This is a genomic window from Desulfovibrio sp. ZJ200 (assembly GCF_011039095.1).
GTDB lineage: Bacteria > Desulfobacterota > Desulfovibrionia > Desulfovibrionales > Desulfovibrionaceae > Desulfovibrio.
In genome coordinates this window covers 1-23,512 of sequence record NZ_JAAKEH010000032.1, presented here as the reverse complement: position 1 = coordinate 23,512, position 23,512 = coordinate 1, and the positions used below count along the sequence as shown (strand labels likewise).

At 60.7% G+C, this 23,512-nt stretch carries 20 protein-coding genes; 9 read left to right on the top strand and 11 right to left on the bottom strand.

The genetic code is table 11. The annotated features are described in order from the left end of the window. Positions 1 to 24: 24 nt before the first annotated feature. From G7Y52_RS10015 to G7Y52_RS10000, 4 genes are all read right to left on the bottom strand, one after another. Positions 25 to 1,209: a DUF4198 domain-containing protein gene (locus G7Y52_RS10015; protein WP_165071245.1), complete on the bottom strand. Its 1,185-nt coding sequence runs from the start codon at positions 1,207 to 1,209 to the stop codon at positions 25 to 27. 521 nt (positions 1,210 to 1,730) lie between these two features. Then, entirely contained in the window at positions 1,731 to 2,690 is a 960-nt protein-coding gene (locus G7Y52_RS10010; RefSeq protein ID WP_241159698.1) for a ComF family protein, read from the bottom strand. Continuing rightward, positions 2,687 to 3,328, bottom strand: a complete 642-nt coding sequence (locus tag G7Y52_RS10005) for a flavodoxin family protein (RefSeq protein ID WP_165071241.1) — start codon at positions 3,326 to 3,328, stop codon at positions 2,687 to 2,689. Before G7Y52_RS10005 ends, G7Y52_RS10010 begins: the two co-directional genes overlap by 4 nt. Beyond that, entirely contained in the window at positions 3,325 to 3,951 is a 627-nt protein-coding gene (locus G7Y52_RS10000; RefSeq protein ID WP_165071237.1) for an MBL fold metallo-hydrolase, read from the bottom strand. The genes G7Y52_RS10005 and G7Y52_RS10000 overlap by 4 nt, the downstream gene beginning before the upstream one ends. 223 nt (positions 3,952 to 4,174) lie before the next feature. Between G7Y52_RS10000 and G7Y52_RS09995 the strand changes: the two genes are divergently transcribed. Beyond that, the gene (locus G7Y52_RS09995) at positions 4,175 to 6,781 is read left to right on the top strand and encodes a tetratricopeptide repeat protein (RefSeq protein WP_165071234.1); all 2,607 of its coding nucleotides are present in this window, start codon (positions 4,175 to 4,177) and stop codon (positions 6,779 to 6,781) included. A gap of 87 nt (positions 6,782 to 6,868) precedes the next feature. Here G7Y52_RS09995 and G7Y52_RS09990 read toward each other — a convergent pair whose 3' ends face one another. Continuing rightward, a complete protein-coding gene (locus tag G7Y52_RS09990) occupies positions 6,869 to 10,126 on the bottom strand; it encodes a DEAD/DEAH box helicase (protein ID WP_165071232.1) in 3,258 nt (1,085 codons plus the stop codon). Positions 10,127 to 10,292: 166 nt separating this feature from the next. Here G7Y52_RS09990 and G7Y52_RS09985 point away from each other — a divergent pair, with 166 nt between their 5' ends. Further along, entirely contained in the window at positions 10,293 to 11,948 is a 1,656-nt protein-coding gene (locus tag G7Y52_RS09985) for a peptide-binding protein (RefSeq protein WP_241159697.1), read from the top strand. Between the two features lie 185 nt (positions 11,949 to 12,133). Continuing rightward, positions 12,134 to 14,299 (top strand): bifunctional (p)ppGpp synthetase/guanosine-3',5'-bis(diphosphate) 3'-pyrophosphohydrolase, encoded by a 2,166-nt coding sequence (locus G7Y52_RS09980; RefSeq protein WP_165071230.1) that lies wholly within the window; start codon positions 12,134 to 12,136, stop codon positions 14,297 to 14,299. A gap of 82 nt (positions 14,300 to 14,381) precedes the next feature. Here G7Y52_RS09980 and G7Y52_RS09975 read toward each other — a convergent pair whose 3' ends face one another. Both G7Y52_RS09975 and G7Y52_RS14995 read right to left on the bottom strand, forming a co-directional pair. Beyond that, on the bottom strand, positions 14,382 to 15,986 hold the full coding sequence (locus G7Y52_RS09975; RefSeq protein WP_165071227.1) for an outer membrane homotrimeric porin: 1,605 nt from the start codon (positions 15,984 to 15,986) through the stop codon (positions 14,382 to 14,384). A gap of 16 nt (positions 15,987 to 16,002) precedes the next feature. Then, positions 16,003 to 16,257, bottom strand: a complete 255-nt coding sequence (locus tag G7Y52_RS14995; RefSeq protein ID WP_206215258.1) for a hypothetical protein — start codon at positions 16,255 to 16,257, stop codon at positions 16,003 to 16,005. Positions 16,258 to 16,741: 484 nt separating this feature from the next. Between G7Y52_RS14995 and G7Y52_RS09970 the strand changes: the two genes are divergently transcribed. After that, on the top strand, positions 16,742 to 17,014 hold the full coding sequence (locus G7Y52_RS09970; protein ID WP_165071225.1) for a hypothetical protein: 273 nt from the start codon (positions 16,742 to 16,744) through the stop codon (positions 17,012 to 17,014). Positions 17,015 to 17,249: 235 nt separating this feature from the next. On the opposite strand, the gene G7Y52_RS09965 is transcribed toward G7Y52_RS09970, so the two are convergent. Both G7Y52_RS09965 and G7Y52_RS09960 read right to left on the bottom strand, forming a co-directional pair. Then, complete coding sequence (locus G7Y52_RS09965) at positions 17,250 to 18,347, bottom strand: DUF362 domain-containing protein (RefSeq protein WP_165071222.1); 1,098 nt, start codon at positions 18,345 to 18,347, stop codon at positions 17,250 to 17,252. 131 nt (positions 18,348 to 18,478) lie between these two features. Beyond that, a complete protein-coding gene (locus G7Y52_RS09960) occupies positions 18,479 to 19,603 on the bottom strand; it encodes an alanine racemase (protein WP_165071220.1) in 1,125 nt (374 codons plus the stop codon). A 299-nt stretch (positions 19,604 to 19,902) separates the two neighbouring features. Between G7Y52_RS09960 and upp the strand changes: the two genes are divergently transcribed. From upp to G7Y52_RS09945, 4 genes are all read left to right on the top strand, one after another. Further along, on the top strand, positions 19,903 to 20,529 hold the full coding sequence (gene upp / locus G7Y52_RS09955; RefSeq protein WP_165071218.1) for a uracil phosphoribosyltransferase: 627 nt from the start codon (positions 19,903 to 19,905) through the stop codon (positions 20,527 to 20,529). Positions 20,530 to 20,541: 12 nt separating this feature from the next. Next, positions 20,542 to 20,664, top strand: a complete 123-nt coding sequence (locus G7Y52_RS15515; protein WP_277424304.1) for a hypothetical protein — start codon at positions 20,542 to 20,544, stop codon at positions 20,662 to 20,664. A 62-nt stretch (positions 20,665 to 20,726) separates the two neighbouring features. Next, positions 20,727 to 20,888 (top strand): chaperone protein, encoded by a 162-nt coding sequence (locus G7Y52_RS09950; protein WP_165071216.1) that lies wholly within the window; start codon positions 20,727 to 20,729, stop codon positions 20,886 to 20,888. Positions 20,889 to 21,230: 342 nt separating this feature from the next. Then, a complete protein-coding gene (locus tag G7Y52_RS09945) occupies positions 21,231 to 21,692 on the top strand; it encodes a TspO/MBR family protein (protein ID WP_165071214.1) in 462 nt (153 codons plus the stop codon). Positions 21,693 to 22,084: 392 nt separating this feature from the next. Here the strand turns inward: G7Y52_RS09945 and G7Y52_RS14990 are convergent, their stop codons facing one another. Then, positions 22,085 to 22,273, bottom strand: coding sequence for a hypothetical protein (locus G7Y52_RS14990; RefSeq protein ID WP_206215257.1), 189 nt, complete (start codon positions 22,271 to 22,273; stop codon positions 22,085 to 22,087). A 152-nt stretch (positions 22,274 to 22,425) separates the two neighbouring features. Between G7Y52_RS14990 and G7Y52_RS09940 the strand changes: the two genes are divergently transcribed. Next, on the top strand, positions 22,426 to 23,016 hold the full coding sequence (locus G7Y52_RS09940) for a DNA adenine methylase (RefSeq protein ID WP_165071212.1): 591 nt from the start codon (positions 22,426 to 22,428) through the stop codon (positions 23,014 to 23,016). A gap of 313 nt (positions 23,017 to 23,329) precedes the next feature. Here the strand turns inward: G7Y52_RS09940 and G7Y52_RS09935 are convergent. Beyond that, positions 23,330 to 23,512 (bottom strand): transposase (locus G7Y52_RS09935; protein ID WP_165071209.1); only part of this gene is annotated, 183 nt, incomplete at its 5' end.

Sequence of the window (23,512 nt, the reverse complement as noted above, 5' to 3'; positions counted from 1 at the left end):
GCGGCATTGCCGCAACCGTGCTGCTCAGCGTTTGCCGGTTTCCGCAGCGGGGCTATCCACATAGAGCCAGAACAGCGCGCCCAGTTCCAGGGGTTTGGCCTGGCCGTCCGGCCCGCGCAAAGGATCGCCGGGCGCAACGGCCATGCAGCACCACCAGCCCGCCTGATTGAGCACAAAGGAGAACTGCCCCGCGCTGTCGGTGCGGGCTTCCAACTGCTCATGCCAGGGCGTGGGCGCGTTGCTTTTGTCCGTGTTGATCCGCGCCATGCGCACGGACGTCCCGGGCAATGGCTGCCCGTTGAGCAGAGCCCGTCCCGAAAAGAGCGCAGGCGCCGTGAGCCCGAAAGGCCGGGTAAAAGGCTGAATTTCAAAGTGCTGGCCCACCGGCAGATTCCACCCCCGCTCCACGCCATAGACGGGCAGCGTCGTCTTGACATAGTGCTGCACGAAGCGATCCCGGGCCGCGTCCCACCAGGGCCGGGCCTCAATGATGAATTGGTAGAGGCCGGGGCTGGTCAGGGCCACATTGGCCCCCCAGGCTTTTTGATCGAGATAGCGGATTTCTTCCACATCGCCCAGCAGGTCGCGCCGCTCCGGCTGCAATACGCCGTCTTTGGCGGGAGTAGCGTCGTCATAGCGCAGCACGCTGAAAAGCTGCGGCATGTCCATACTCAGACCCTGATGTTGGAAAGGGCGCATCATGGTGATCAAAACATCCACTTCCTCGGCAATGGCGGGTTGCCCGGGCCTCTCTGCGGGCTGTTGCGCCGCGCCGGGCGCGGGGCTTGTGGCGTTTTTGTCGATGGTGCCGGGCGCGGGCGGCGTGGCGGGCCGCAGGGGCACTGCGGCGGCATTTTCGGTCTGGGCGTCCTGTTTTTTCTGCCCCCTGTCCCGGGCCGGTTCGGCAGCGGGCCGGGCCGGGGTTGGAAGAACAGCCCGGGCGGGATTTTGTTCCGAAGCCTGTTTTTTCTGCTCTTCCCTGGCTTTGGCCGAGGGATTGGGTCTTTCCGTCCTGGCCGGAGCCTCAATGCCGGGCTGGCTCGGCACGAGCAGAGTGACCTGCGCCCGGACGCCGGGCGCGGGCAACAGGCAGCAGAGAGCCAGCAGCAGTGCCGCCGTGCCTGTCTGCCGCGTCGGAGCACGACCGACCGGTTCATGTGCAATATGCCTCAAGAAAAGACGAAAACGCGAAAAACAGGCGCGTGACATGAAGGCTCCCGGCAAAATCTGGTGATACGCCACGCCGGTGCTGTGGCGCCGGGCGTGAAAACAGCACAGTAAAAAAGGCGGTTTTTGTTGCGCGCGCCGCCCTTGGCAGCGTGCGCCCCTGTGGACGGGGCGCATGTCGTTTGCCGCGACACTGGAGGCATGGTGCAAACCCGCGCGAGGCAGCCGGGACGGCTGTCTGCCGCGGACGGGCGGCGTTCGATTCCGGAAGGGAAAGCCGCGCCCGGAAGAACATAACAAAAGGGGCAGGGCTTGTCATGCGCGGCCTGCGGCGAGTTTTCGCCGGAAAAATTTTTCTTTGTTAAAAATCAGTGTGTTAAAGGTGTAGAGCCCGGCAAATACGACGGGATTGAAAATGCAGGGCATTTCTTTACTTCGCTCCTACGAAGCCTGCGGCTTCGGGCGATGCTGTCGTATCGCCGTCAGGGCTGCCGCATCTTCTGCGTCAGCCCTGTCTTTGTCTCCGAGCAGGGGACGCCGCTGCCGCCCGAGAGGGCAACTGCTCAAAAATATCGCGGCGTCCGGGCCGCGAAAAGGACGTGCACTTCTTTCGCGCCTGCCTGGCGCAGAGCCAGAGTGGCCGCAGCAAGCGTGCTGCCCGTGGTCATCACGTCGTCGATGAGCCAGATTCGCAGGCCTTCGGTCTTTCGCGAGGCCTGAAAGCTGCGTCGCACATTGCGGTTCCGCTCCGCAGCCGAAAGTCCGGCCTGAGGCGCGTCCTGAATCGAGCGGCGCAGGAGATCCGGGCGCAGCGGCAGGTCTGTGAGGCTGCGCAGGGCCCTGGCCAGCTCATGGGCCTGATTGAAGCCTCGACGGCGCAGGTGGGCCGGATGCTGGGGCATGGCCGTGAGCGCGTCGGGCCGGGGCAGGCAGCGCGCCGCTTCAAGCAGACAGGCTCCGAGCAGCGCGGCCAACGAGAGTTCGCCGCTGAATTTCAGCCGCAAAAGCGCGTCGCGCAATGCGCCCTGGTAAAGACCGTAATAGGCCAGACCGTCCCAGGGCGGAGGCTGGCTCAGGCAGCGGCCGCAAGGGATATGGGCGGTGCGGGCGCGCGGGCCCGCAAGTTCGGCTTCGGCCCGGCTCCAGGCCGGGGGCACGCCGCAACGCGGGCAACGCGGCCCCGTGTACGAAGCAAAAAGCAGGCAGCATTCGGGGCAGAGCGGCGCAAGAAGACCGGCCGGCCCGTTCAGGGGAAGGGCCGGGGGAGTGCCCTGCGGATTTTCGGCAGGACTGAAGGGCCGCAGGCAGTGAGAACAACGCGTCTGGGCCAGCCCCAGAACATGCAGGGCATCCCGCGCCGCGCATGCCCTGGAAGCGGCGCGCAGCAGCAGGCTCCGGCGCTTTTGTTCCGGGCGAATGCCTTGACCCCGGCCCAAAAAACAGCCCGACGCGGCAGGCAAAAATTTCTTGCACAGCCAGTGGCCCAGGCTTGAGGTCCAAACCCGCAGTTTGCAGGGCATCATGGGTTTGCGTCAACGGGTTGGGCCGCGAGGCGGCGGCCCCAGTCGTGTCCCCAGGCGATCAGATCGTTACGCACGGTCGGGCGTCGGTAAATGTCGGCCGGTTTTTCCAGGCCGCGCAACAGCCGGGTTTCACGAATGCCCGCGTCCAGAGGAGCCAGAAAATACTTGAGGGTGAGCAGAGAGCCTGAAAACAACTGATTGCCCCGAGGCCTGCCCGCCACCAGACCCACAAGCACGGGCTTGATGGGCGGCCGGGGCAGAGCGGCGCGGGCTTTGCGGGTATGCGCCCGCGCGGCCCAGAAGCGCTGGCCGCGGTCGATAAGAGCCTTGAACCGGGCCGGAAGGGCGTAAAAATAGATGGGCGATGCCAGCAGCACCAGAGGGGCGGCTGCCAGAAGATCGAAAAGTTCTTCGGCCTGATCCTGCGCTCCGGTCCCGGTCGCGCGCGCGAGAATGCACATGTGCGGGGGCTCGGCGCAGGCGCCGCAGCCGATGCAGGGCGCGACAGGGTAGTCACGCAACGGCACCAGCCGGATGTCTGCCCCGGCTTTGGCCGCGCCCTCGGCAAAAAGCCGGGCCAGAGTGTCGGAAACGCCTTCGGGCCTGGGGCTGCAGAGCAGCGCTACCGGTTGGGTCATGCCCTGAACTCGCCGCAAAAGGGATTGTTTTTGCGCTCGTCGCCAATGGTGGTGGCAGGGCCGTGGCCCGGGTAAACCACGGTTTCGGGCGGCAGAGCAAAGAGCGCGTCGTTGATGGAACGCAGCAGCGTGGCGTGATCGCCGCCGGGAAAGTCCGTGCGGCCCATGGAGCGGTAAAAGAGCGCATCGCCGGTAAAGACCAGGCTTTCAGCCGGAAAATACAGGGAGACGCCGCCCGGCGTATGTCCCGGCGTTTCCAGCACCCGGCAGCCCATGCCGCCGAAACTGGTCTCGCCCGTGGGCATGGGCAGGCTTTCAAAGGGCGTCACCTGCGGGAAACCCCAGATGCCGCCTCGGCCCGATTCGGTCTCGGCCAGGCTGTCGTCGCCCGCGGGCGCGTACACCGGGGCCCTGGTGGCCGCGGCCAGCTCGGCAACGCCGTACAGATGATCAAAATGTCTGTGGGTCAGGCAAATCGCAGTCAGAGAGAGCCGGTATTCGGCAAGGTAGTCCAGCATGGGGGTGGGCTGGCCGCCCACATCCACGGCCACGGCCCGGTTGTCTGCATGGAGAAGATAGCTGTTGGTCTGTAGCGGGCCGAGGGGAAAAGTGGCTACGGGCATGGTTGTTTCCTCTGCAATGTAAGTGATGGCCGGAGTCTGTTGCCTGTGGAAAAGCGGCGCGTTTCAAAGAAAATCTGCTCCGGCGCGCGAATTTTATACCAGGCGCTGCGCAGGAGCAAGCAGGCGACGGGTGGGGCGCAGGGGAGGCGCATAAGATGACTCTGTCCTGGGGTACTGAGGACTGAGTCTGGACAATTGGCCGCCGCCTTACTAAACTGAAGAGATGAACCGGACAGCACAGCATCTTGAGCTTGAGCGCGGCGATCTCATGGAGATGGAAGGGCTTTTGCGCCAAAGCCTTGCCGCTTTTTTTACCTTCAGCGGGCATGCTCTGTATTTCCCCACCCGGAATGCGCCGGATGCGCCTCTGCTTTTGCCGCATGAGCGCCGTCTTCTGCTGCCGTTGATCTGGGGCGGGCGCCTGCTGGGGGTATTCATGCTGCACGGCGTTCGCGCGCGTGAAATCAGGCCCTTGCTCGCCTCATTGCCCGCCATTGCCGGGCTTTGTCTGGAAAATCTGGCCCGGGCCAAAGCCTGCCGCACGGATGCTGTCACCGGCCTGGCCACGGAAGAAGCGCTGTTTGCGCGCATGGAGGACGAAGCGGCGCGCGTGCGGGCCCATCTGGACGATCCCGCCCGACCGGACGACAGGCCCGCGCCTTTGCACAGGCTCTGCATGGGCCTTGTGCTGCTGCGGCTGCGCAATGGGGAGGAAATCACGCGGCAGGCGGGTTTTGCCTTTGCCCGGGACTTTCTGGGCGCGCTGGCGGCCGCCTGCCGCACGGACCTGCCCTCGGATGTGCTGGCCGCGCGCGCCGGACGCCATGAGCTGGCTCTTTTGCTTTCGGCCAGCGGGCGCGGCGCCTGCCACAAGCTGGCCCGCGCGGCCCTGGCCCGCATGGAGGCCGTAAGCCTGCCCGGGCCCTTGACCCGCCGCCCCGTGCGCCCTTTGCTCTGTGCCGGGCACGCGCTCTATCCGCAGGATATGCAGGGCCCGGAGCTGGTGCTGCCCATGTTCGAGCAGGCCCGCCAGCTTATGGCCAGAGCGCGGCTGGCGGCGGATGTGGCGGGCCAGGCTGCGGGAAGCGGAGCGACCGTGGGCGGGGAAAGCCGTATCATGCCCTTTGCCCGTATTCTTCAGGATGGCGGTCTGGTTCTGGAAAGTCTGCCCCTTGGCCGCCTGCGGATCAGCCTGGGCCGGCAGGCCAAGGCCCGCGAGGGCTTGCGCTTTGCGGTCTGGGCAGCCGGAAGCGGCACAGGGGCTCGCTACAAGGGCGAAATCGTCTTGCTGCATGTCCGGGAGTCTGACTCCATAGCCGAAATCCTGCATCTGGCCGATGCGGCGTTCTTGCCTGGGCCGGGCGACAGTCTGGCGCTTTTGGACGAGCTTCCGGTTCTGGAATCAGCGGATCTTGAAGACGCGGAGATCAGCACGGCAGCCGGGCCGAATGCCTGGCAGAAGTCTGAGGCCGCCGCCGAGGCAGCCGGCTCGGACAGGCTGGAAAAGGCCGGGCCCGTTGTAACGTCCGCCCCAATCGCGCGAAATGGGGGCTTGAAGCCGCTTGCGGTTTCCGGGGGCAAGCCCGGCGAGGCCTTTGCCGCGGCCGCGCCGCTGCCCGAGGAGCACAGAGATGGCGCGCCGGAGCCCGGGCATGGCGATTTTTACGGCCACGGCGGCTTTCTCAAGCGCTTCGCGCGCCAGAGGGAGCAGTGCGCCCGCTTTGTGCTGGCTATTGTGCGCCTGACTCCGGCCTCCGAACGCGTCAAACAGGACCCGGCAGAGGATAGTGCGCGGGCCGCAGCCTTGTGGCGCGCTCTCTTTCCGGCCCCGGCCGCCGAAGAAGCAGCGCCAGGCGGCAATGCCTTTGGCGGATGTTATGGCAGCAACAGCCTGATTTTTTTCCACCCCCGCGCCAACGGGCAGGAACTCTTGCCCGAGTACGCGCGGCTGTGCGAGGGCCTGAAAAAGGAGGATCTTTGCGCGGCGGCCGGGCTGGCCGGCTATCCTTTCCTCCAGTTTCGCAAGGCTGAAATGCAGGACTGCGCGCTCAAAGCCCTGGAGTATGCGCTCCTGCTGCCGGAGCCCAGGGTCGGGATCTGCAATTCCCTGGCCTTGAACATCAGCGCGGATCGGCGGTACAGCCTTGGCGACGTGTTCGGCGCGGTAGAGGAGTACAAGTTGGCTCTGCTGGCCGACAAAGGGAATGTCATGGCCTGGAATTCCCTGGGCGTCTGCATGGCTGCGCTGGGGCGTCGGCATGAGGCGCGCCGTCATTTTCTTGAGGCTCTCAAGCATTGCCCCACGGATGCGGGCACCGAGCAGATTTACTATAATCTGGGCACGGTCTGTCACGGGCTGGGCGAACGGCGGGCGGCGGCCCGCTACTACCGTCGTTGCGTGGAACGCGCGCCCGAGCATCTTTTCGCGCATATCCGGCTGGGCCAGCTCTATGAGCAAGCGGGCCGCCGCCGCGAGGCGCGCGCCTGCTACGAGCGGGCGGCAGGCATTGAAGATGCCCGTCCCGACGGCCCGAGCCTTGCCCGGCGGCATCTGGCCCGGGTGGCCGTTCGCCAGCGCCGGGGAGGCGAGGCCCGCGAGTTGCTGCACGAGGCTTTGCTGCGCAATCCCAATGACGCGGCGGCCATGCTGCTCCTGGCCAAGCTGTATCTGGACGGCAATGAAGACCCGGCCATGGCCGAGTTGCTGGCCCGCAAAAGCGCCGGATTGCATGAGCAGCCCGAAGCCTGGCAGACCTTGGCCCGCGCCCTGCGCGCCCTGAAGAGGGAAGAGGAGGCGCGTCTGGCCGAGGCCCGCGCCGTGCTGTCCTGAGGGGGGCAGGCCTCTTTAGAGACAGGCGCAGGCGAAATTTCCTTGCGCCGTTACGCGCCGGAGCGAGCGTTTCAAAAGCGATATGCTCTAAACATCAAACAGCATTTCCAGATCTTCGCGGGTCAATGACTTCCAGGTGTCCTGGCCCGGGATGATCGCTTCGGCCACGCCGCGCTTGGCTTCCTGCAGCTTGAGGATTTTTTCCTCAACCGTGTTCTGGCAGATCAGCTTGTAGGAAAAAACCTGGCGGGTCTGGCCGATGCGGTGGGTGCGGTCCGTGGCCTGACTCTCCACAGCCGGGTTCCACCACGGGTCATAATGGATCACATAATCGGCTGAGGTCAGGTTCAGGCCCGTGCCCCCGGCCTTGAGCGAGATCAGGAAAATGGGAATCTCCGGGGTATTGTTGAAGCGATCCACCTGCTCGAAGCGATCCTTGCTGGCCCCGTCCAGGTAGCAGAAGGGCACCTGGGAAAATTCCAGCCACTGCTTGATGATCTGCAGCATCTGCACGAACTGGGAAAAGACCAGCACCTTGTGCCCGCCCTCCACGATCTCCATGATCATGTCCTTGAAGGCGTCGAACTTGCCCGAGGGCAGATTGTTGGAAAAGCCCGGCAGATCCAGCTTCAGCAGGCGGGGATGGCAGCAGATCTGGCGCAGTTTGAGCAGGGCGTCCAGAATGGACATCTGGCTCTTGGCCAGGCCTTTCTGGTCCACGTCAGCCAGCACCTGGGCGCGCAGCTTGCGGGCCAGGGCCGCGTAGAGCTCGGCCTGGGCCTCTTCCAGGGCGCAGCAGGTGACGCTTTCCACCTTGGGCGGCAGATCCTTGGCCACTTCGGCCTTGGTGCGGCGCAGGATAAAGGGCCGCACGCGGGTGCGCAGATAGTCCAGGGTTTCGGCGTCGCCGTCCTTGATGGGTTTGACGATGCCGCGCTGAAAGGCGTGCTGGGAACCCAGAAAGCCGGGCATCAGGAACTCGAACAGGCTCCAGAGCTCAAAGAGATTGTTCTCAATGGGCGTGCCCGAGAGGCAGAGCCGCATGCGGGAGTTGATCCGGCGCACGGCCCGGGCCGTGATGGTATTGGGATTTTTGATGTTCTGGGCTTCGTCCAGAATCACGGTGTTGAACTCGTATTTCTCCATCTCCTCCAGATCCCGCCGCAACAGGGCATAGGTGGTGATGACCAGATCCGAGCCCGCAATGTGCTTGAACATGCCCTCGCGCCGCGTGCCATAGATGATCAGGCGCTTCAGGCCGGGCACAAATTTTTCGGCCTCGCGCTCCCAGTTGGGCAGCACCGAGGTGGGCACCACAATCAGATTGGGGCCCTCATAGCGGCGCTCCACCATGTATTGAATGAAGGCCAGGGTCTGCACGGTCTTGCCCAGGCCCATTTCATCGGCCAGGATGCCGCCGAAACCGTATTCCGAAAGAAAATTAAGGTAGGAAAGCCCTTGCGTCTGATACGCGCGCAGGTTGGCATTCAGCCCCTGCGGCGGGGCAATGGGCCGCACCTCGCGGAAGGAGCGGATTTTCTCGCGCAGGTTGTTCCAGAAGGAATCCGTGGCCGCGCCGGGCAAATCTTCCAGCAGGCTGTCCAGTACCGGGGCCTCGAACTGCTTGAATTTCTGCTGGGGGGGCTTGCTCGGGTCCAGGCCCAGGGCCGTGAGCTTGTGCGAGAGCTTTTCCAGCCAGGCTTCGGGCAGGCTGGTATACGAGCCGTCCTTGAGCTGCACATACCGTTTGCCGCGGCTCCAGGCCTTCCAGATTTTTTCCAGGGGCAGGGACTGGCCTTCGTAATCCACGCTGATGTCCAGGGAGAACCATTTTTCCTTTTCGTTGCTGGTCACCTGCGCCGTGATCGTGGATTTGGCGGCGCGCATTTTGTAGCGCGAGAGGGCCCGCTCGCCGTAAACCCGGTAGTTTTCCACCAGTTTGGGATAGGAGTCGAGCAGAAAGGCTATGGCCTCCTCGGGTTCCAGAAACCAGAGCCTGCTGGAACGGGACTGGAAGTCCATGCCCGAGAGATCGTTCATGAGCTGGGCTTCTTCATCCTGATGGCGGCGCACGAGGTACGTCTGGCCTTCATAGGTGTAGCTGCCTGTCTGGAAATCCGGGTTGGGCCCGTTGAGCGTGAATTCCCCGTGCCGCGTCTCGTAGATATTGTCGATCTCCAGGGTCAGCAGGCTGCCTTCCTCGTCCAGAAAGAGTTTGGGATTATAGGTGGCGGGCTGAAAGACCGGCTCCATGAGCTTGAGAAATTCCTGCGGCTCGTACAGCTCCGAGGCGGGCAGGCGGGTCCAGACGCGATCCAGAAATTCCGAGATTTCCTCATGCGGCACCACGGGCTTTTCGTAGATCAGGTTGCGCACCAGGGAGGGGTACAAGCCGGTCTGCACCGGGTAGAAATTTTGCTGGTAGCAGACCCAGAGCGGCATCTGGCCGTGAAAGGTGATGGGAGCGTCTTCCGGGTTGACCTGTTCGTCGTTGTGGGTGTTGGCGGCATTGCCCGCGCGGATGGGCAGGGGCGGGCGGCCCTCGCGTTTGAGCAGCACCTCGAAGCTGAAGCCCGCGTCGTCCAGCCTGGGCTTGAGCTTGAGTGCAAAGGGCGTGCTTTCGATGCGGCAGGGCTTGTCCGTGTCTTTCCAGAGCAGATAGTATTCCTTGCGCACGGACCAGAAAAACCAGGAGGTCAGGCCGTCGGGAATTTCCACCCTGTGCCCGTAGTAGTCGAGATGCTGGCCGATCTGGCGGGCCACATGCGGCAACTGCGGCGAGAACTCGCACCAGTCCGGGTTCTGGATGATCTGTTCCAGGCTTACTTCCGTGTGCACCGTGGACAGGCCGGATTTGTTCTGGCGGCCCCGGAAAAAGGAGACCAGCAGCCGCCCCTGCTCGGGCGCGAAACGGAAAATCAGATAATGGCGGCCTGGCTCGGGCTCCATGTCCGTGGAGAAAAAGTTACGGAAGCTCTGCTTCCAGTCCGTGACGGGCAAGGGTATTTCTTCCGGGTCGCCCTGTTCCTTGCGCAATTCTTCCACCAGGCGCAGGGCCAGGACCGCCACATGACGGCAGATGCCGCTGAAGGCGTCCGAGCAGTTGCACTGGTGGCGCGTGCTGCGATCCGTGATGGTAAAGCTCAGGCTTGGCGTATAGACCTGAAGGTCTTCTCCCTGAATCACTCCCTGCACGTCCCAGGTTTCGCCTTCCTGGATATTTATTTTTTGCGCCCCGCCCTCGGACAGGGTATAGTAGGCCGCGTCGCGGATATATTCCGGCACGGAGTCGTGCAGGAAGGCCTGGCACATTTCGCGGACGACGCTCTGTTCTGATCGGCTCATGGCTTCCCCGGATAAAGCCCCGCTCCGGGCGACATGCCCGGAAAATCCCGGTTCTGGGGCGCTGTTATGAGATTAGAGATAAATAGCACAGGTTGCGGGACGATAGCAATAACAAGCGCGCAAAGGCATGAAAAAAATATTTTCGAGTTATTTTATCAACTTTTTGATGGCAGGGGCGATCCTGAGTTTTTGTCCGGCGCGCGCCCTGGCCGCGCCCCAAGCCGCGGCAGGCGCGGCGGTTCCGGTGGAAAGCGCGCCGGGCGACGCGGAGTCTGTTTTTTTGAAAGACAGCCCGGTGTGCGGGGACAGAATTCTTTTCGGCAGCATCGGCGAGGCTTCCAACCTGATACCCTATCTGACTTCGGATTCGGCCTCGCATGAGGTGGCGGACCTGCTCTATGTGGCCCCATTGCGTTACAACAAGGATTTGCAGCCCGAACCCTGGGCCGCGGAGTCCTACAGCATTGAAGATCAGGGCCGGCTGATGCGCTTTACCCTGCGCAAGGGCATTTTATGGGAGGACGGGCAGGAGCTCACCGCCGAAGATGTGGCCTTCACCTATAAGCTCGTCACGGACCCGGCCACAGGCAGCCCCTATGCCGAGGATTTTTTGCGGATCAAGGAATTTCGCGTGCTGGATCGCTACCGCTTTGAGGCGCGCTATGAGCAGTTTTTCGCCAGGGCCGTATCCTCCTGGATGAGCCCCATCCTGCCCAGGCATATTCTGGAAGGGCAGAACATCCGGCACACGCCCTTTGCCCGCAAACCCGTGGGCGCCGGGCCCTACCGGCTCAAATCCTGGGAGCCGGGCAGCCGGATCACGCTCACCGCCTCGCCCACCTATTTTGCCGGCAGGCCCTGCATCAGCGAGGCGGTCTACAGGATTATCCCCGACGGGGCCACCATGTTCATGGAAACCCGGGCCGGACGTCTGGACGTCATGGATCTGAGCCCCTTGCAGTATTTGCGCCAGACCTCCGGGCCCCGCTGGGAAGAGCAGTTTCACAAATACCGCTACCTGGCCTCGGTCTACGTATTTCTGGGCTTTAACCTGGAGCATCCCTTTTTCAGGGATGTGCGGGTGCGCCGGGCCATCTCCCAGGCCATCAACCGCGACGACATCGTCAAGGGCGTGCTGCTCGGGCAGGGCGTGCCGGCTTTCGGCCCGTACAAGCCGGGTTCCTGGGTCTATCACCCCACGCTCAGGCCGGTTGCGCAGAATAGTGCCGCGGCCCGCGCCCTGCTGGCCGAAGCCGGCTTCCGGGATACGGACGGCGACGGCCTGCTGGATCGGGACGGCAAAGCTCTGGCCTTCACCATTCTGACCAATCAGGGCAACGAGCAGCGCATTCTGACCGCCACGGTGATCCAGAGCCAGCTCAGGGACGTGGGCATTGACGTGCGTATCCGCACTGTGGAGTGGGCGGCCTTTATCCGCGAGTTCGTGAACAAGGGGCGTTTCGACGCCGTGATTCTGGGCTGGACCATTCCCCAGGACCCGGATATTTTTCAGATCTGGCACTCTTCCCAGGCCCATGACGGGGGCCTGAACTTTACCCGCTACAAAAATCCCGAACTGGATCGCCTGCTGGAAGAAGCGCGTTCCACGCCGGATCAGGCGGCGCGCGCGCCCCTGTATGCCCGCATTCAGGAAATCCTGGCCGCGGATCAGCCCTATTGCTTTTTGTTCGTGCCCTATGCCCTGCCTGTGGTGCAGCGCCGTTTCATGGGCATCAAACCGGCCCTGGCCGGGATCATGTACAATTTTGAGAAGTGGTGGGTGCCCAGGGCTTTGCAGCGCTTTGAGATAACGGAGCAATGATGCGGCCGGGGCTCTCCCGCCAGGCCCAGGCCCCGGCCGGCAGCCTCGGCGTCTCCCGGGGCTGACGCATCGTATGCGGCAGCCCCTGCGGACTCTCCTTTCCGCCGTTGACAAGCCTGCTCTTGTCGGAACATAGTCAAAAAAATGTTTTCTTCCGAGTCCCTATCTCCGGCAGGGTTGATCCGATGATCCGCATTCAAGAAATTCTCGACAAGGTGGCGGCCAGCAATCCCGACGCGGATCTGGAGCTGATCCGGCGGGCCTATGTGTTTGCCGCCACAGCTCATGCCGGGCAGACGCGCCTTTCCGGCGAACCCTATCTTTCGCATCCTCTGGCCGTGGCCGACACCCTGGCCGAAATGGGTTTTGACGAGCCCACCGTGGTCGCGGGCCTGCTGCACGACACGGTGGAAGACACCAGGGTCACTATTGAGGAAATCGACGAGAATTTCGGCGAGGAAGCCGCGGACATTGTGGACGGGGTCACCAAGATCAGCATGATCCCCTTTGAAAACAAGGAGGAAGCCCAGGCCGAGAATATCCGCAAGATGATCCTGGCCATGAGCCACGATATGCGCGTGCTGATGGTCAAGCTGGCCGATCGCCTGCACAATATGCGCACCCTGGATTTTCAGAAGACGCACAAGCAGAAGCGCATCGCCCGGGAAACCATGGATATTTACGCGCCCCTGGCCAACCGTCTGGGCCTGTACCGCCTGAAGCGCGATCTGGAAGATCTGAGCTTCAAATACCTGCGGCCGGATGTCTTTAACCAGATAGATCACTGGCTGGACAACCATCAGGTGGTGGAAAAACAGATCATCGGCAAAGTGGTGGGGCTCATTGAGGATCTGCTGGCCTCCAACGACATCAAAGGGCAGGTCTACGGCCGGATCAAGCACAAATACAGCATTTACAAGAAGATGCAGTCTCAATCCCTGAGCCTGGACGAAATGCACGACATCATGGCCTTTCGCGTGCTGGTCAAGGACATCAGGGACTGCTATGCGGTTCTGGGTCTGGTCCATTCCCAGTGGCGGCCGGTGCACGGGCGTTTCAAGGATTATATTTCCATGCCCAAGGCCAACGGCTACCAGAGCCTGCACACCACGGTCATCGGGCCCGAGGGCGAGCGCATCGAAATCCAGATCCGCACCGAAGAGATGCACCGCCAGGCCGAGCACGGCGTGGCCGCGCACTGGCTCTACAAGGAAAAAGGCCGGGTCAACAGCAAGGATCTGGAACAGTTTTCCTGGTTGCGCGAAATTTTCGAGCGCCAGAGCGAGGAGGCGGACTCGCGCGAGTTCATGCACTCGTTGAAAATGGATCTCTTCAAGGACGAGGTCTATGTCTACACCCCGGCCGGAGACGTCAAGGAACTGCCTGAAGGGGCCACGCCCCTGGATTTTGCCTTTCTGATTCACACCAAGGTGGGCCAGCACTGCGCCGGAGCCAAGATCAACGACCGCCTGATGCCCCTGAGCACGGAGCTGAAAAACGGCGACGTCGTGGAAATCGTCACCGACGCTTCGCGCAATCCCAACCGGGACTGGCTCAAGCTCGTCAAAACCGCCAGGGCGCGCAGCCGCATCCAACGCTACCTGCGCACCGAGGAACGCGCTCACGCCGTTACGCTCGGTCGCGACATGCTGGACAAAGAAGGCCGCAAGGTCAGCATCAACGTGGGCAAGGCCCTCAAGGAGGGGCACCTGGCCCTGGTGGCCCAGGATCTGAATTTCGAGAGCGTGGATGATCTTATAGCGGCTGTGGGCTATGCCCACCTGACGCCGCGCAGGGTTCTGAACCGCCTGTACGCCGTGCTGCATCCCGAGGAGCCCGCTCCGGCCGCGCCCGCCGCGCCCAGCGTCAAGGAAAGCAAGGAAGAAGCTGTCCGCAAAACCGAGGGCGTGGGCATTTCCGGCGTGGACGGCGTGCTGATGCGCTTTGCCAAATGCTGCAACCCGGTGCCGGGCGATCCGATCATCGGCTACATCAGCCGGGGCATGGGCGTCAGCGTGCATTGCGCGGACTGCCCCAACGTGGCCAATATGGAGCCTGAGCGGCTGATTTCCGTGCATTGGGACGGCGCGGAGGAAAAGCCCTACGAGGCGGGCATCTTCATCATCGCCAAAAATGAGCATGGCGTGCTGGCCGAAGTGGCTCAGGTGCTGGCCACGAACGGCGTCAACATTACCGGCCTGAACATGGAAACCCTGGTGAACGGCCGCGCCCGGCTGCGCTTTACCGTGGAAGTGCGCGACACCACGCAGTTGTACCAGCTTATTGAGGCCATCCGCGCTCTGCCGCCGATTCTGGAAGTGGTGCGCGACACCGAAGACGTTGAAAATTGATTGTTTTCCCGGATACCATTTGTAGAGCGTTTAGCTAATGAAATTAGCTAAACGCTCTGGCGCATTTCATGAGCAAAATGCTCTAGAACGAATACGCAAAGACCAGCTGCGCTTTCCAGGCGTCCTGCTTCTGGTAGGAATCGACCATCCAGCTTTTTTTCCAGGTGTCGTCATCCATCATGTTGATCATATAGCCCAGTTCCAGATTGGCTTGCAGATTTTCATAGATCTGCCAGGCATTGACCAGGTTGAATTCCAGCAGGCCGTCGTTGGTGGTCATGTACGGGCCGTCATTGGTGCCGTAGCTGTCGCTCCAGGCTGTGGCGCTGCCCATGTATTTGACCATGGAAGGCGCGTTGGTGCCGCCCCAGTAGGCCACGCGGAAGGTATGCGTGAGATCCTCAAGAAAACTCATGTCCTTCACTTGCAGGCCGATGCCCCAGGTGCCCGAATAGCTCAGATCACGGTCATACCAGTCGCCGTTGGGCGCCCAGGCCAGGTTGCCGTCGCCCATGAAGGAGGTGAAGTTGCCGGAAGCGGCCACGGAAGGCATGCGCTCGGAGCCGTTTTTCACGTTGCCGTCGTCGCCCGAACCATACCAGCCGAAAAGGCCGGGCGTGCCCCAATCCATCTTGTACTCAACAAGGGCCTTGGCCAGCCAGCCCTGACGCTCGCTGCTGCCGCGCCTGACGTCATTGGGATTCAGGCGCTTCATCACGTCAAAACGGCCCATGGCTTCCACATAGCCGTAGTTGAGATCCAACTCGAAATTCCAGGGGTCCAGGGCGGTGATCGCAATGGGCAATCCGGCCCAGAGCATGCTGCCGTAGGCTTTGCCTGTTTTGCTCAGGCCATCGGCGGCGAAGCCCGGGTACAGGCCGTTGAGCGTATAGTTCAGCGCGCCGTCCGCAGTGCCCCAGCCAGCCTCATCCGGGTTGTTGTTCCAGGGCGAGTGGTAGCCGTCATAGCCGTCCAGCGCATTTTTGCCCTGCATGCCGTACATTACCCAGGGCGTGATGCTGAAACCGTCAAAATTCATGGGCAGCGACAGGGCGAAAAGGTCGATATTGTCCAGGTAGTTCGCCTGGCGAACCTCATCGGTGGAGAACCGGCCTTCGTAATTGTCGTTGACCGGGCGCATCCAGAGGGCGGTCAGACTGACGTTTTCGTTAAACTGATAGCTGGCCGCCACGGCGGCCACGTCGCCGTCCATCACGGCGGAGCCGCCGGCCACGTTGGGCATGGCCACAGCCTGAAGGCCCATGCGCAACTTCAGATCGGTCTGCGGCACAGCCCAGTCGATGTAGGCGTTTTTCACCTTGATGATGCTGTTGCCGTCCGCGCCCAGAGCGCCGCCGTCATCAGCCTTGCCCCAGGTCTGATCCCCGATTTCAAAAAACACCGTGCCGGACAGGGCTTCGGAAGCCACGGCGTCCAGCTGCAAGCGGACGCGCTGGCCTGCGGCGAAAATATCGTCGGTGTCGGCCTTATGCTTGCCCGTGTCATTCCGCACTTTGTCCACAAGCGAGCTGTCGCCCACGCCAAAGCCCACAAGCCATTCGCCCGCGACCTTGAAGTCAATGGCCTTGGCCCCGTGGGCCGCGCCCAGCAGCATCCCGGCCGCCAGCAGGGCAACCATGCACTGCTTTTTCAAGCGAACCAGCGTCTTTCTTTCCTTGCTCTCCATCCTTGCTCTCCTCTTGTTACGGGTTGGCGTCATCTTGCGGACGCTTTCCAAATTGGCTCTTTTGCCTTGCAGCGTCGTCAGACGCCGCTTTTTTGCTCCAGTCAAGTACTATAGCCCGGCTGTCCTTATCCGCAAGGCGGCTGTGCCGCCAACGGCGGACGCGCGTTTTTTTGGTAACACATTTTTTTAAAAAGTAACAATATTTTTCCCCCCCCTCGCCGGAAACGTCATGGCCAAGCCGCAGAAATATGCCCGATTCCGCCTGGACCATGCGGTTTCAGCCGCCCTGACACGGCCATGTCCTCCGGTAATGCCTTAGAGCGGTTAGCTAATTTCATTAGCAAACCGCTCTAAAAAAGCGCTTTGGATGCGTTGACAACGGCCCCGTGCTTCACTCTGCACAGTATCTCCCTGCCTTCCGGCTGTCACTGAAAAGAAAAATGCGCTTGCAGTTTTGGTGATACTGCCGCAAGAGACTGATCAGAATCCCGGCTTGCGGAAGATCAAAATGTTTGTTGACGCGAATATGCAGATTTTCATGGCTGAAGCGGTAACTGAGAGCCGGGAGTTGCACAGGGGTGCAGACGTGCTCCATAACCTTTCTCCACGTTGGAATGCAGGAATGAGGGCACTCTGGCACAGGTTCGGTTTGCTGTCAATAGAATTGAAATTCATATTCAAAAATATTTTCTCTATCCACTGATCTTTTTCGACACGCGTCCTCCGGCGGCAAAACTCTTGAAGGTGAGTGCGGCATGCGGCAGCAGCCATTGGCGAAGTTTTACGGCCTGCTGACTCTGACTGCGACCCTCCGGGGCGTGCAGCCCTTGCTGGTCAAACTGCCAGTGCGGGAAATCACGCCGGTCACACTAGAGCATTTTCACTTTAAAAATGCTCTGCTGACGCGAAAGTGGCAGCCGCCGCAACGCGGCGTATATTCAGGCAAAAACCGCGTTTTTCGCCTGAATGCCACCTTTGACTTTTATAAAAAGTCAAAGGTAATCTGCTCTAGAGCGGTTTGCTGTTGAAAACGGCAACCGCTCTGGCGACCGCGGGAGCGGACGCCCGCGCCGAATGAGCCTGAAAACCACTGACGGAAAAATATTCAATAAGGCCCATGCTGAAAAGAAAATCAGCAGAGACTCGTAACCTGTCTTTTGCTTCAAGATTTCTTCGACTTTGCATTGCAAAGGTGCAATGCTCTCGCGCGCGGTCATAGAGGTGGGGGTTGCCGCGGCGCTCTGCGCCGCGGCAGAGCAGGGATTATATTTTTTCCAGCACGTACTGGCGGCTGCCCAGGCCAATCTCCTGGCCGTAGCTCAGTTGGATGGCTCCGTGCGTCATGGGCCAGCGGGCCGTGAACTTGTCGAGGTCTTTGTTTTCAGCCGACTTGGGGTCCAGGCTGGGCGCCTGATTGACAAGATCGAAACAGGCCTGATCCAGAGCCACGGGATCGCGAGAAGCCAGGATGCCCAAATCCGGCGCCAGGGGCGCGTCGCTCCAGGCCACGCAATCGCAATCCGGCGTGACGTTGAGCACGAAGTTGAGGTAGCAGATCCGTTTCTGCCGTCCTTTGACCACGCCGTAGGCGTATTCGGTCATTCGCTCAATAAAGGGCGCCAGCTCCGTGGCCCAGTCAATGCTGATGGCCTTGACCGGGCAGACCGTGATGCATTCAAAGCAGCCGATGCAGCGGCTGATGTCCACCCGGCTTTTTCCCTCGTGCAGGCTCAGAGCCTGTTGCGGGCAGTGCCTGACGCATTTGCCGCAGCCGACGCAGGTCGCTTTGTCCACATTCACATGCGTGGCGTGCTGATCCTTTTTGCCGCGCACCGAGGCCCCGCCCATAGCCAGATTTTTGATGGCGCCCCCGAAACCGGCCATTTCATGACCTTTAAAGTGCGAGAGCACCACCATGCTGGGCGCGCGCAGGATTTCCGCGGCGATATGCACTTCCTGGAAGTGCTTGCAGTTGATGCGCACCGGCAGATCGTTCTCGCCGTAAAGGCCGTCGGCAATGATCACCGGAGCATGCACCACCGAAGGAGCGAAGCCCTGCAAATAGGCTGTATGAAGGTGATCCACCGCGTTGTGGCGGCTGCCGGAATACAGGGTGGTGCTGTCGGTTAAAAAGGGCTTGCCTCCCGCGGCAATGATCTTGTCCACCACCTGCCGCGTGAAAGAGGGGTTCAGATGCGTATCGTTGCCGTACTCGCCGAAATGGAGCTTGACGGCCGTGAGATCGTTCTTTTTGACGATTTTTTTCAGGCCCACGGCGTCGCAGAGCCGGGCAACCTTGGCGATCTTGCTGTCCTCGTGCGAGCGGCTGTGCATGTCCGCGTAATAGACTGTGGCAGGCATGGCGTTTCCTCCCGGGTAATTATGTTTGCGCCATTTTGGCACTATTGAATTCTTCAGGCAAGGGCCGCGGAGCGGGCCGGATCAAGGCCGCGCAGACGAAAAAAGAGGCTGTGCGGCTGTTTCCGTGCCTGCTACCAGCCCCGGCAGCGGGGCCAGAGCGCAATGATCTCCGTGCCGCGGCAGAGGTGGTAGGCGTCGAAGGCCGCGGCCGTGGCGCAGGCATGCACCGGCAGAACGCGCAGCAGCGTTCCCGCGGGGAGGTCAGGGCAGCAGCCCGCCTCTGCCGCCACAATGCCGTGTTCCTGATTGGTTGCGACAACGCGCAGACCCGGCAGCAGGCGGCCCTGCGCGTCGCAGATCAGGCCGTAGCCGTGGCGCTCGAAGTTCCCGGCAAGGCCCGCGTCGCGGGAAAGGGCCATCCAGCCCGCGTCAGTCACCAGGTTGCCGCTGCCTTTTTGGCGGCCGATGACGGCGCAAAGCACGGAAAGGGCAATATCCTCCTCGTGGCAAACGCCCAGCCCGGCCATGACCAGATCCTGAAACATATAGACCCCGGCCCGCACTTCCGTGACGCCCGTGAAATCCTCGCCGAAAAAGGCCGTGGGCGTGGAGCCCACGCTGACCGTCGGGCAGGCGTGCCCGGCGGCGCGCAGATTTTCGGCCGCCCGCACGGCGGCGTGGCGCTCCTTCCCGGCCAGGGCCGCAAAAGCCGCCGGGCCCGGCGCGGGGAGATCATAGGCCGAGCCCGCGTGGGTCAGCACGCCGCGCAGATTCTGCCCGGCAGCGCGCAGCAGGGCCGCCGTCTCCAGAAGTTCCGGGTCCTCGGGCGCAAGGCCGGAACGATGGCCGTCGCAATCGATTTCCAGCAGAAGATCGAAAACGCAGTGGCGATCCCCGGCGAAACGGGCCAGAAGGCAGGCGCTTTCCACGCTGTCCAGCACAAGAGACAAGGCGACGCCCTTTTCGCGCAGGGCCGCGGCGCGCCCGAGCTTGCCGGGCGCGATGCCCACCGCGTAACAGATGTCCGTGATGCCGCGGGCCGCAAAGTATTCGGCTTCGGCCAGGGTGGAAACCGCAATGGGGCCCTGCGGGCCGGACAGGCAGAGCCGGGCCGCGTCAATGCTTTTGCAGGTCTTGCAGTGCGGCCGCAGCGCCACGCCTTTCTTGTGCAAACGGCCCTTCAGACGCCCGATGTTGGCGCGCAGGCGTTCTTCATCCAACAGCAGGGCCGGAGTTTGCAGGTCGCGTATGTCCATTGTTTTCCCCTTCCACATGCCGGACCTGCCCGCGTGGCCGAAGCAATGCGTATCTTTCGGGAGCTCATGCGGCAGGCCCTCGGGCAGCGCGAACCGCTTGCAATGAATGCGTTTGTGCCTACTCCAAAAGCGTCTCACTGTAAACCGGCGCTTTTGCATCCTCCTGCATTGCCTCCGGCAGTGCCACGGCTTGACACTTTGTTTTCCGGAGCATAGGCTTTATATAATAAATACTGTTAAAACACATTGTTATATTTACTCTGGCTGCCTGAGAGCAGGGCTCCCGGAGAGGAGGGCGCATGGCCGTCTGTGTGGTTGATCATCCCCTTGTGCGGCATAAGCTGGGCATATTGCGCATGAAATCCACCTCCACCCGCGAATTTCGCGTTGTGGCCAATGAAGTGGCGCGCCTGCTCATTTACGAGGCCACCAAGAGCTTTCGCACGGAAAAGCTGATCGCGGAGGGTTGGGCCGGGCCCGTGGAAATTGAGGCCATTTCAGGGAAAAACGTGACGGTGGTGCCCATTTTACGCGCCGGTCTCGGGCTCATGGACGGCGTGCTGGACATGATCCCGGGCGCGAAAATCAGCGTGGTGGGCCTGTACCGGAATGAGGACACCCTGGAGCCGGTTGAGTATTACGTCAAACTGGCCAGGGATCTGGAGCAGCGCCTGGCGATCATTCTGGACCCCATGCTGGCCACGGGCGGCTCCCTGATCGCAACGATCGATCTGCTGAAAAAGCACGGCTGCCGCCGGATATGCAGCCTCAATCTGGTTTGTGCGCCCGAGGGCATTGCCAAGGTGGAGGCCCTGCACCCGGATGTGGACATTTACACCGCGGCCATTGACGATCATCTCAATGAAAACGGCTACATCATCCCCGGCCTCGGCGACGCCGGGGATCGCATTTTCGGCACCCACTAAAGGGAGCGGCGCATGACCTTGAGCAACAGGCACAGCGGCGACGCGGCCAGCGCCTGTGATCTGCGCCTGCGCGATTGCCTGCCCGGCGCAGGTACAATGCCTGGGACGCGGCTTGCCGTCACAGCCGCGCTGTAACTTTTTCGCTTTGCATGCTATGGTCAATACTGTTGAGATTATCGACAACGGAGGTATTGATCATGACCATAACATCCGATGAAGGATATACCACCTGTTCGGCCTGTGGCGGCACAGGCCGGAATGAAGACGGCACGATCTGCGTTGAGTGCAACGGCACAGGCCAGCGGCAGGAAGCCTGCGCCGTGCCGGAAGGCCCGGAACATACCGGCGTGTGCGATTAGCGCGTCCCTGAAAAAGCCATAAAAAACCGCGGCATATGCCGCGGTTTTTTATGGCTTTTTCAGGGCGGGCGCGCGACCGTTGCCGCCCGGCATCAGGCGCAGGCAGCAAGGGCCTCGTGGCGCGACCGCGCGCATTTGCCCTGTGTGACGGCCCGGCAATCAGGGGATTTCTGGTAAAGGCACGCAACGCGCTCTTGTATTTGCCGGAGTTTTGATAGAAACTTGCTTCCAGTGAGCAGTAAAAAGAGAATTCCTGCCTGATATTTTATGTAAATATCCGGCGCAAAGACGCTTACTGCTCCGTATTCAACATCTTTCTTTGACGCAATCGAGGTTTCTCTGATGAAATATCTGAGATTTCTTTTCTGGCCAGTGCTTTGTCTTGCTGTCGGCATGAGTGCGTCGGCCTTGCAGAGTGATGCGCTGCGCGACTGGTATCCGTTCCTCCACAAACCACTGCTAACCCCGCCGGGCTGGGTGTTTGCCCTGGTCTGGATAGTGCTTTACATTCTCATGGGGCTTTCCATGTCCCTGGTGCAAAACAGCGGGCGGCCCGGCCGGGGCGTTGCCACCGGCATCTTCCTGTTGCAACTGGCAGTAAATTTCAGTTGGAGCACTGTCTTTTTTTACCTGCGCAGCCCCACCGCGGGTCTGGTCATCATATCCGCGCTTTTTGCGCTCCTGTTGCTCTACGTCTGGAAAAGCCTGCCCCTCAGCCGCATGGGCGCATATCTGTTTCTGCCGTATCTGGCCTGGGTCGGCTTTGCCTGGTATCTCAATTTCTCTATTGTGCTGCACAACTGATCCCTTTGCGCCGCGCAAAGGTAACACGGCAAGCCCTGGGGCAGCGGCAAACTGTTTGCCGCTGCCTGGCGGTTGTGAGCGCCCGGAGCCTTCTTTGAAGGTTCCAATCAAAAAACCGTCAGGAGTCTTTTATGTCTATACATACTTGCCTCAATTAACGATTGATAATTGTTGTATTCTGTATAGCTATTTATATTATTCCGCAAACACAGTATTATATAATCACATATATATAATCTTAAGTTCTCATGCGCATGTTTGCTCTCAGTTCAAGAATAAGATAAATTTGAATCCTCTTCTCTCATAAATTTATATATCGCATCATTTATCAGTGCGGCGTTGAACAAGTCAAGCCTACATGTATTCTTTGGAGAAAACTTACTTGACAAATTTTATGCCGGATGTCTTCTTATCCTGCGGTCCGCATTGTCCCGCATGGTGGCTGTGATTTTTACCGGCACCCGGCCCGTGGGCCACGCTATCGTGACGCCGCCATAGTTTTCCTCCCCCTTGTACGGGCATCCTGTCTCTTGCGGAGATACGCTGCCTCCCAGGCAGATGGCGGGGGGCAAGGTTTGCACAGCCCCCCCCCCGCCGACGGACTCCAAGTCCGCCACGGCCCACGGATGTAAAAGGCATCCGCGAGTAACCGCCTGCGTTTTGTCCGCCAGGGACAATCTTTTTGTTTAGCGTGTGGGATTACGCTGGGCCATAATCACCGAGGTTATGTTTCATGTCCAATCTCAGTGCCCGTTCTCCGCTTGCCGGCTGGATGGGTGGCAAATCCCGTCTTTCCAAACGTATCGTGGCCATGCTCCCGGAACATGTTTGCTATTGCGAACCCTTCGCCGGAGTGGCCTGGGTACTGTTCCGCAAGGAGGAATCCAAGGTTGAGGCCATCAACGACATCAACCTTGAAATCGTGACGTTTTACCGTGTCATCCAGCATCATTTGGAAGAATTCGTGCGCTACTTCAAGTGGGTTCTTATTTCGCGTGACGAATTTGAACGCCTGAAGCGCGTTGAGGCGGACACGCTGACTGATATCCAGCGGGCAGCACGTTTCTATTATCTTCAGCAGATGTGTTTCGGGGGAAGAATGAATGACAGGCCAGCTTTCGGCTACGCGGCGGTGCGCGGCCCCAAGCTCAACCTGCTGCGGATAGAGCATTTTCTCTTTGAAAATGCTCTGCTGACGCGAAAGCGGCAGCCGCCGCAACGCGGCGTACATTCAGGCGAAAACCGCGTTTTTCGCCTGAATGCCACCTTTGACTTTCATAAAAAGTCAAAGGTAATCTGCTCTAGAAGAGCAGCTGTCCGCTGAAGAGGCCGAGGTGCCCTACACCTGCAGCAATGGCAAAAATCTCAAGTCCCCGGAACTGCTCATCCGCAACTTCGAGTAAACCGCTCCGACATCCAGACAAAAACGTGCCAAAGCTTGAAGTGAGCTTTGGCACGTTCTCATTTCTTGTGCGGCTCATTCTCATTTTTCATGCGGCCTCACACTCATTTTTCGTGCGGCCTCACAGACAGCTCACAGCCTCTATGGGGAGTCAAGAAACTTGAGAATTAGGAATGGCCTGATCCGTGCTTGGCCGATGCTTGACTTTCCCTTGACTGATGCGGGCTAGGGTCTGTTAACACTTTTTAAGTCCTTCAACGATGAGGGCAAACAGAATGAAGCCAAGAAATAAGGCGTCAAGCTTGTCATAGCGGGTTGCTATGCGCCTGTAGCCCTTCAAGCGTCGAAACAGTCTCTCAACTTCATTGCGTTTTTTGTATAACTCCTTGTCATAATTCCAAGGCTTACGCCGCAAGGG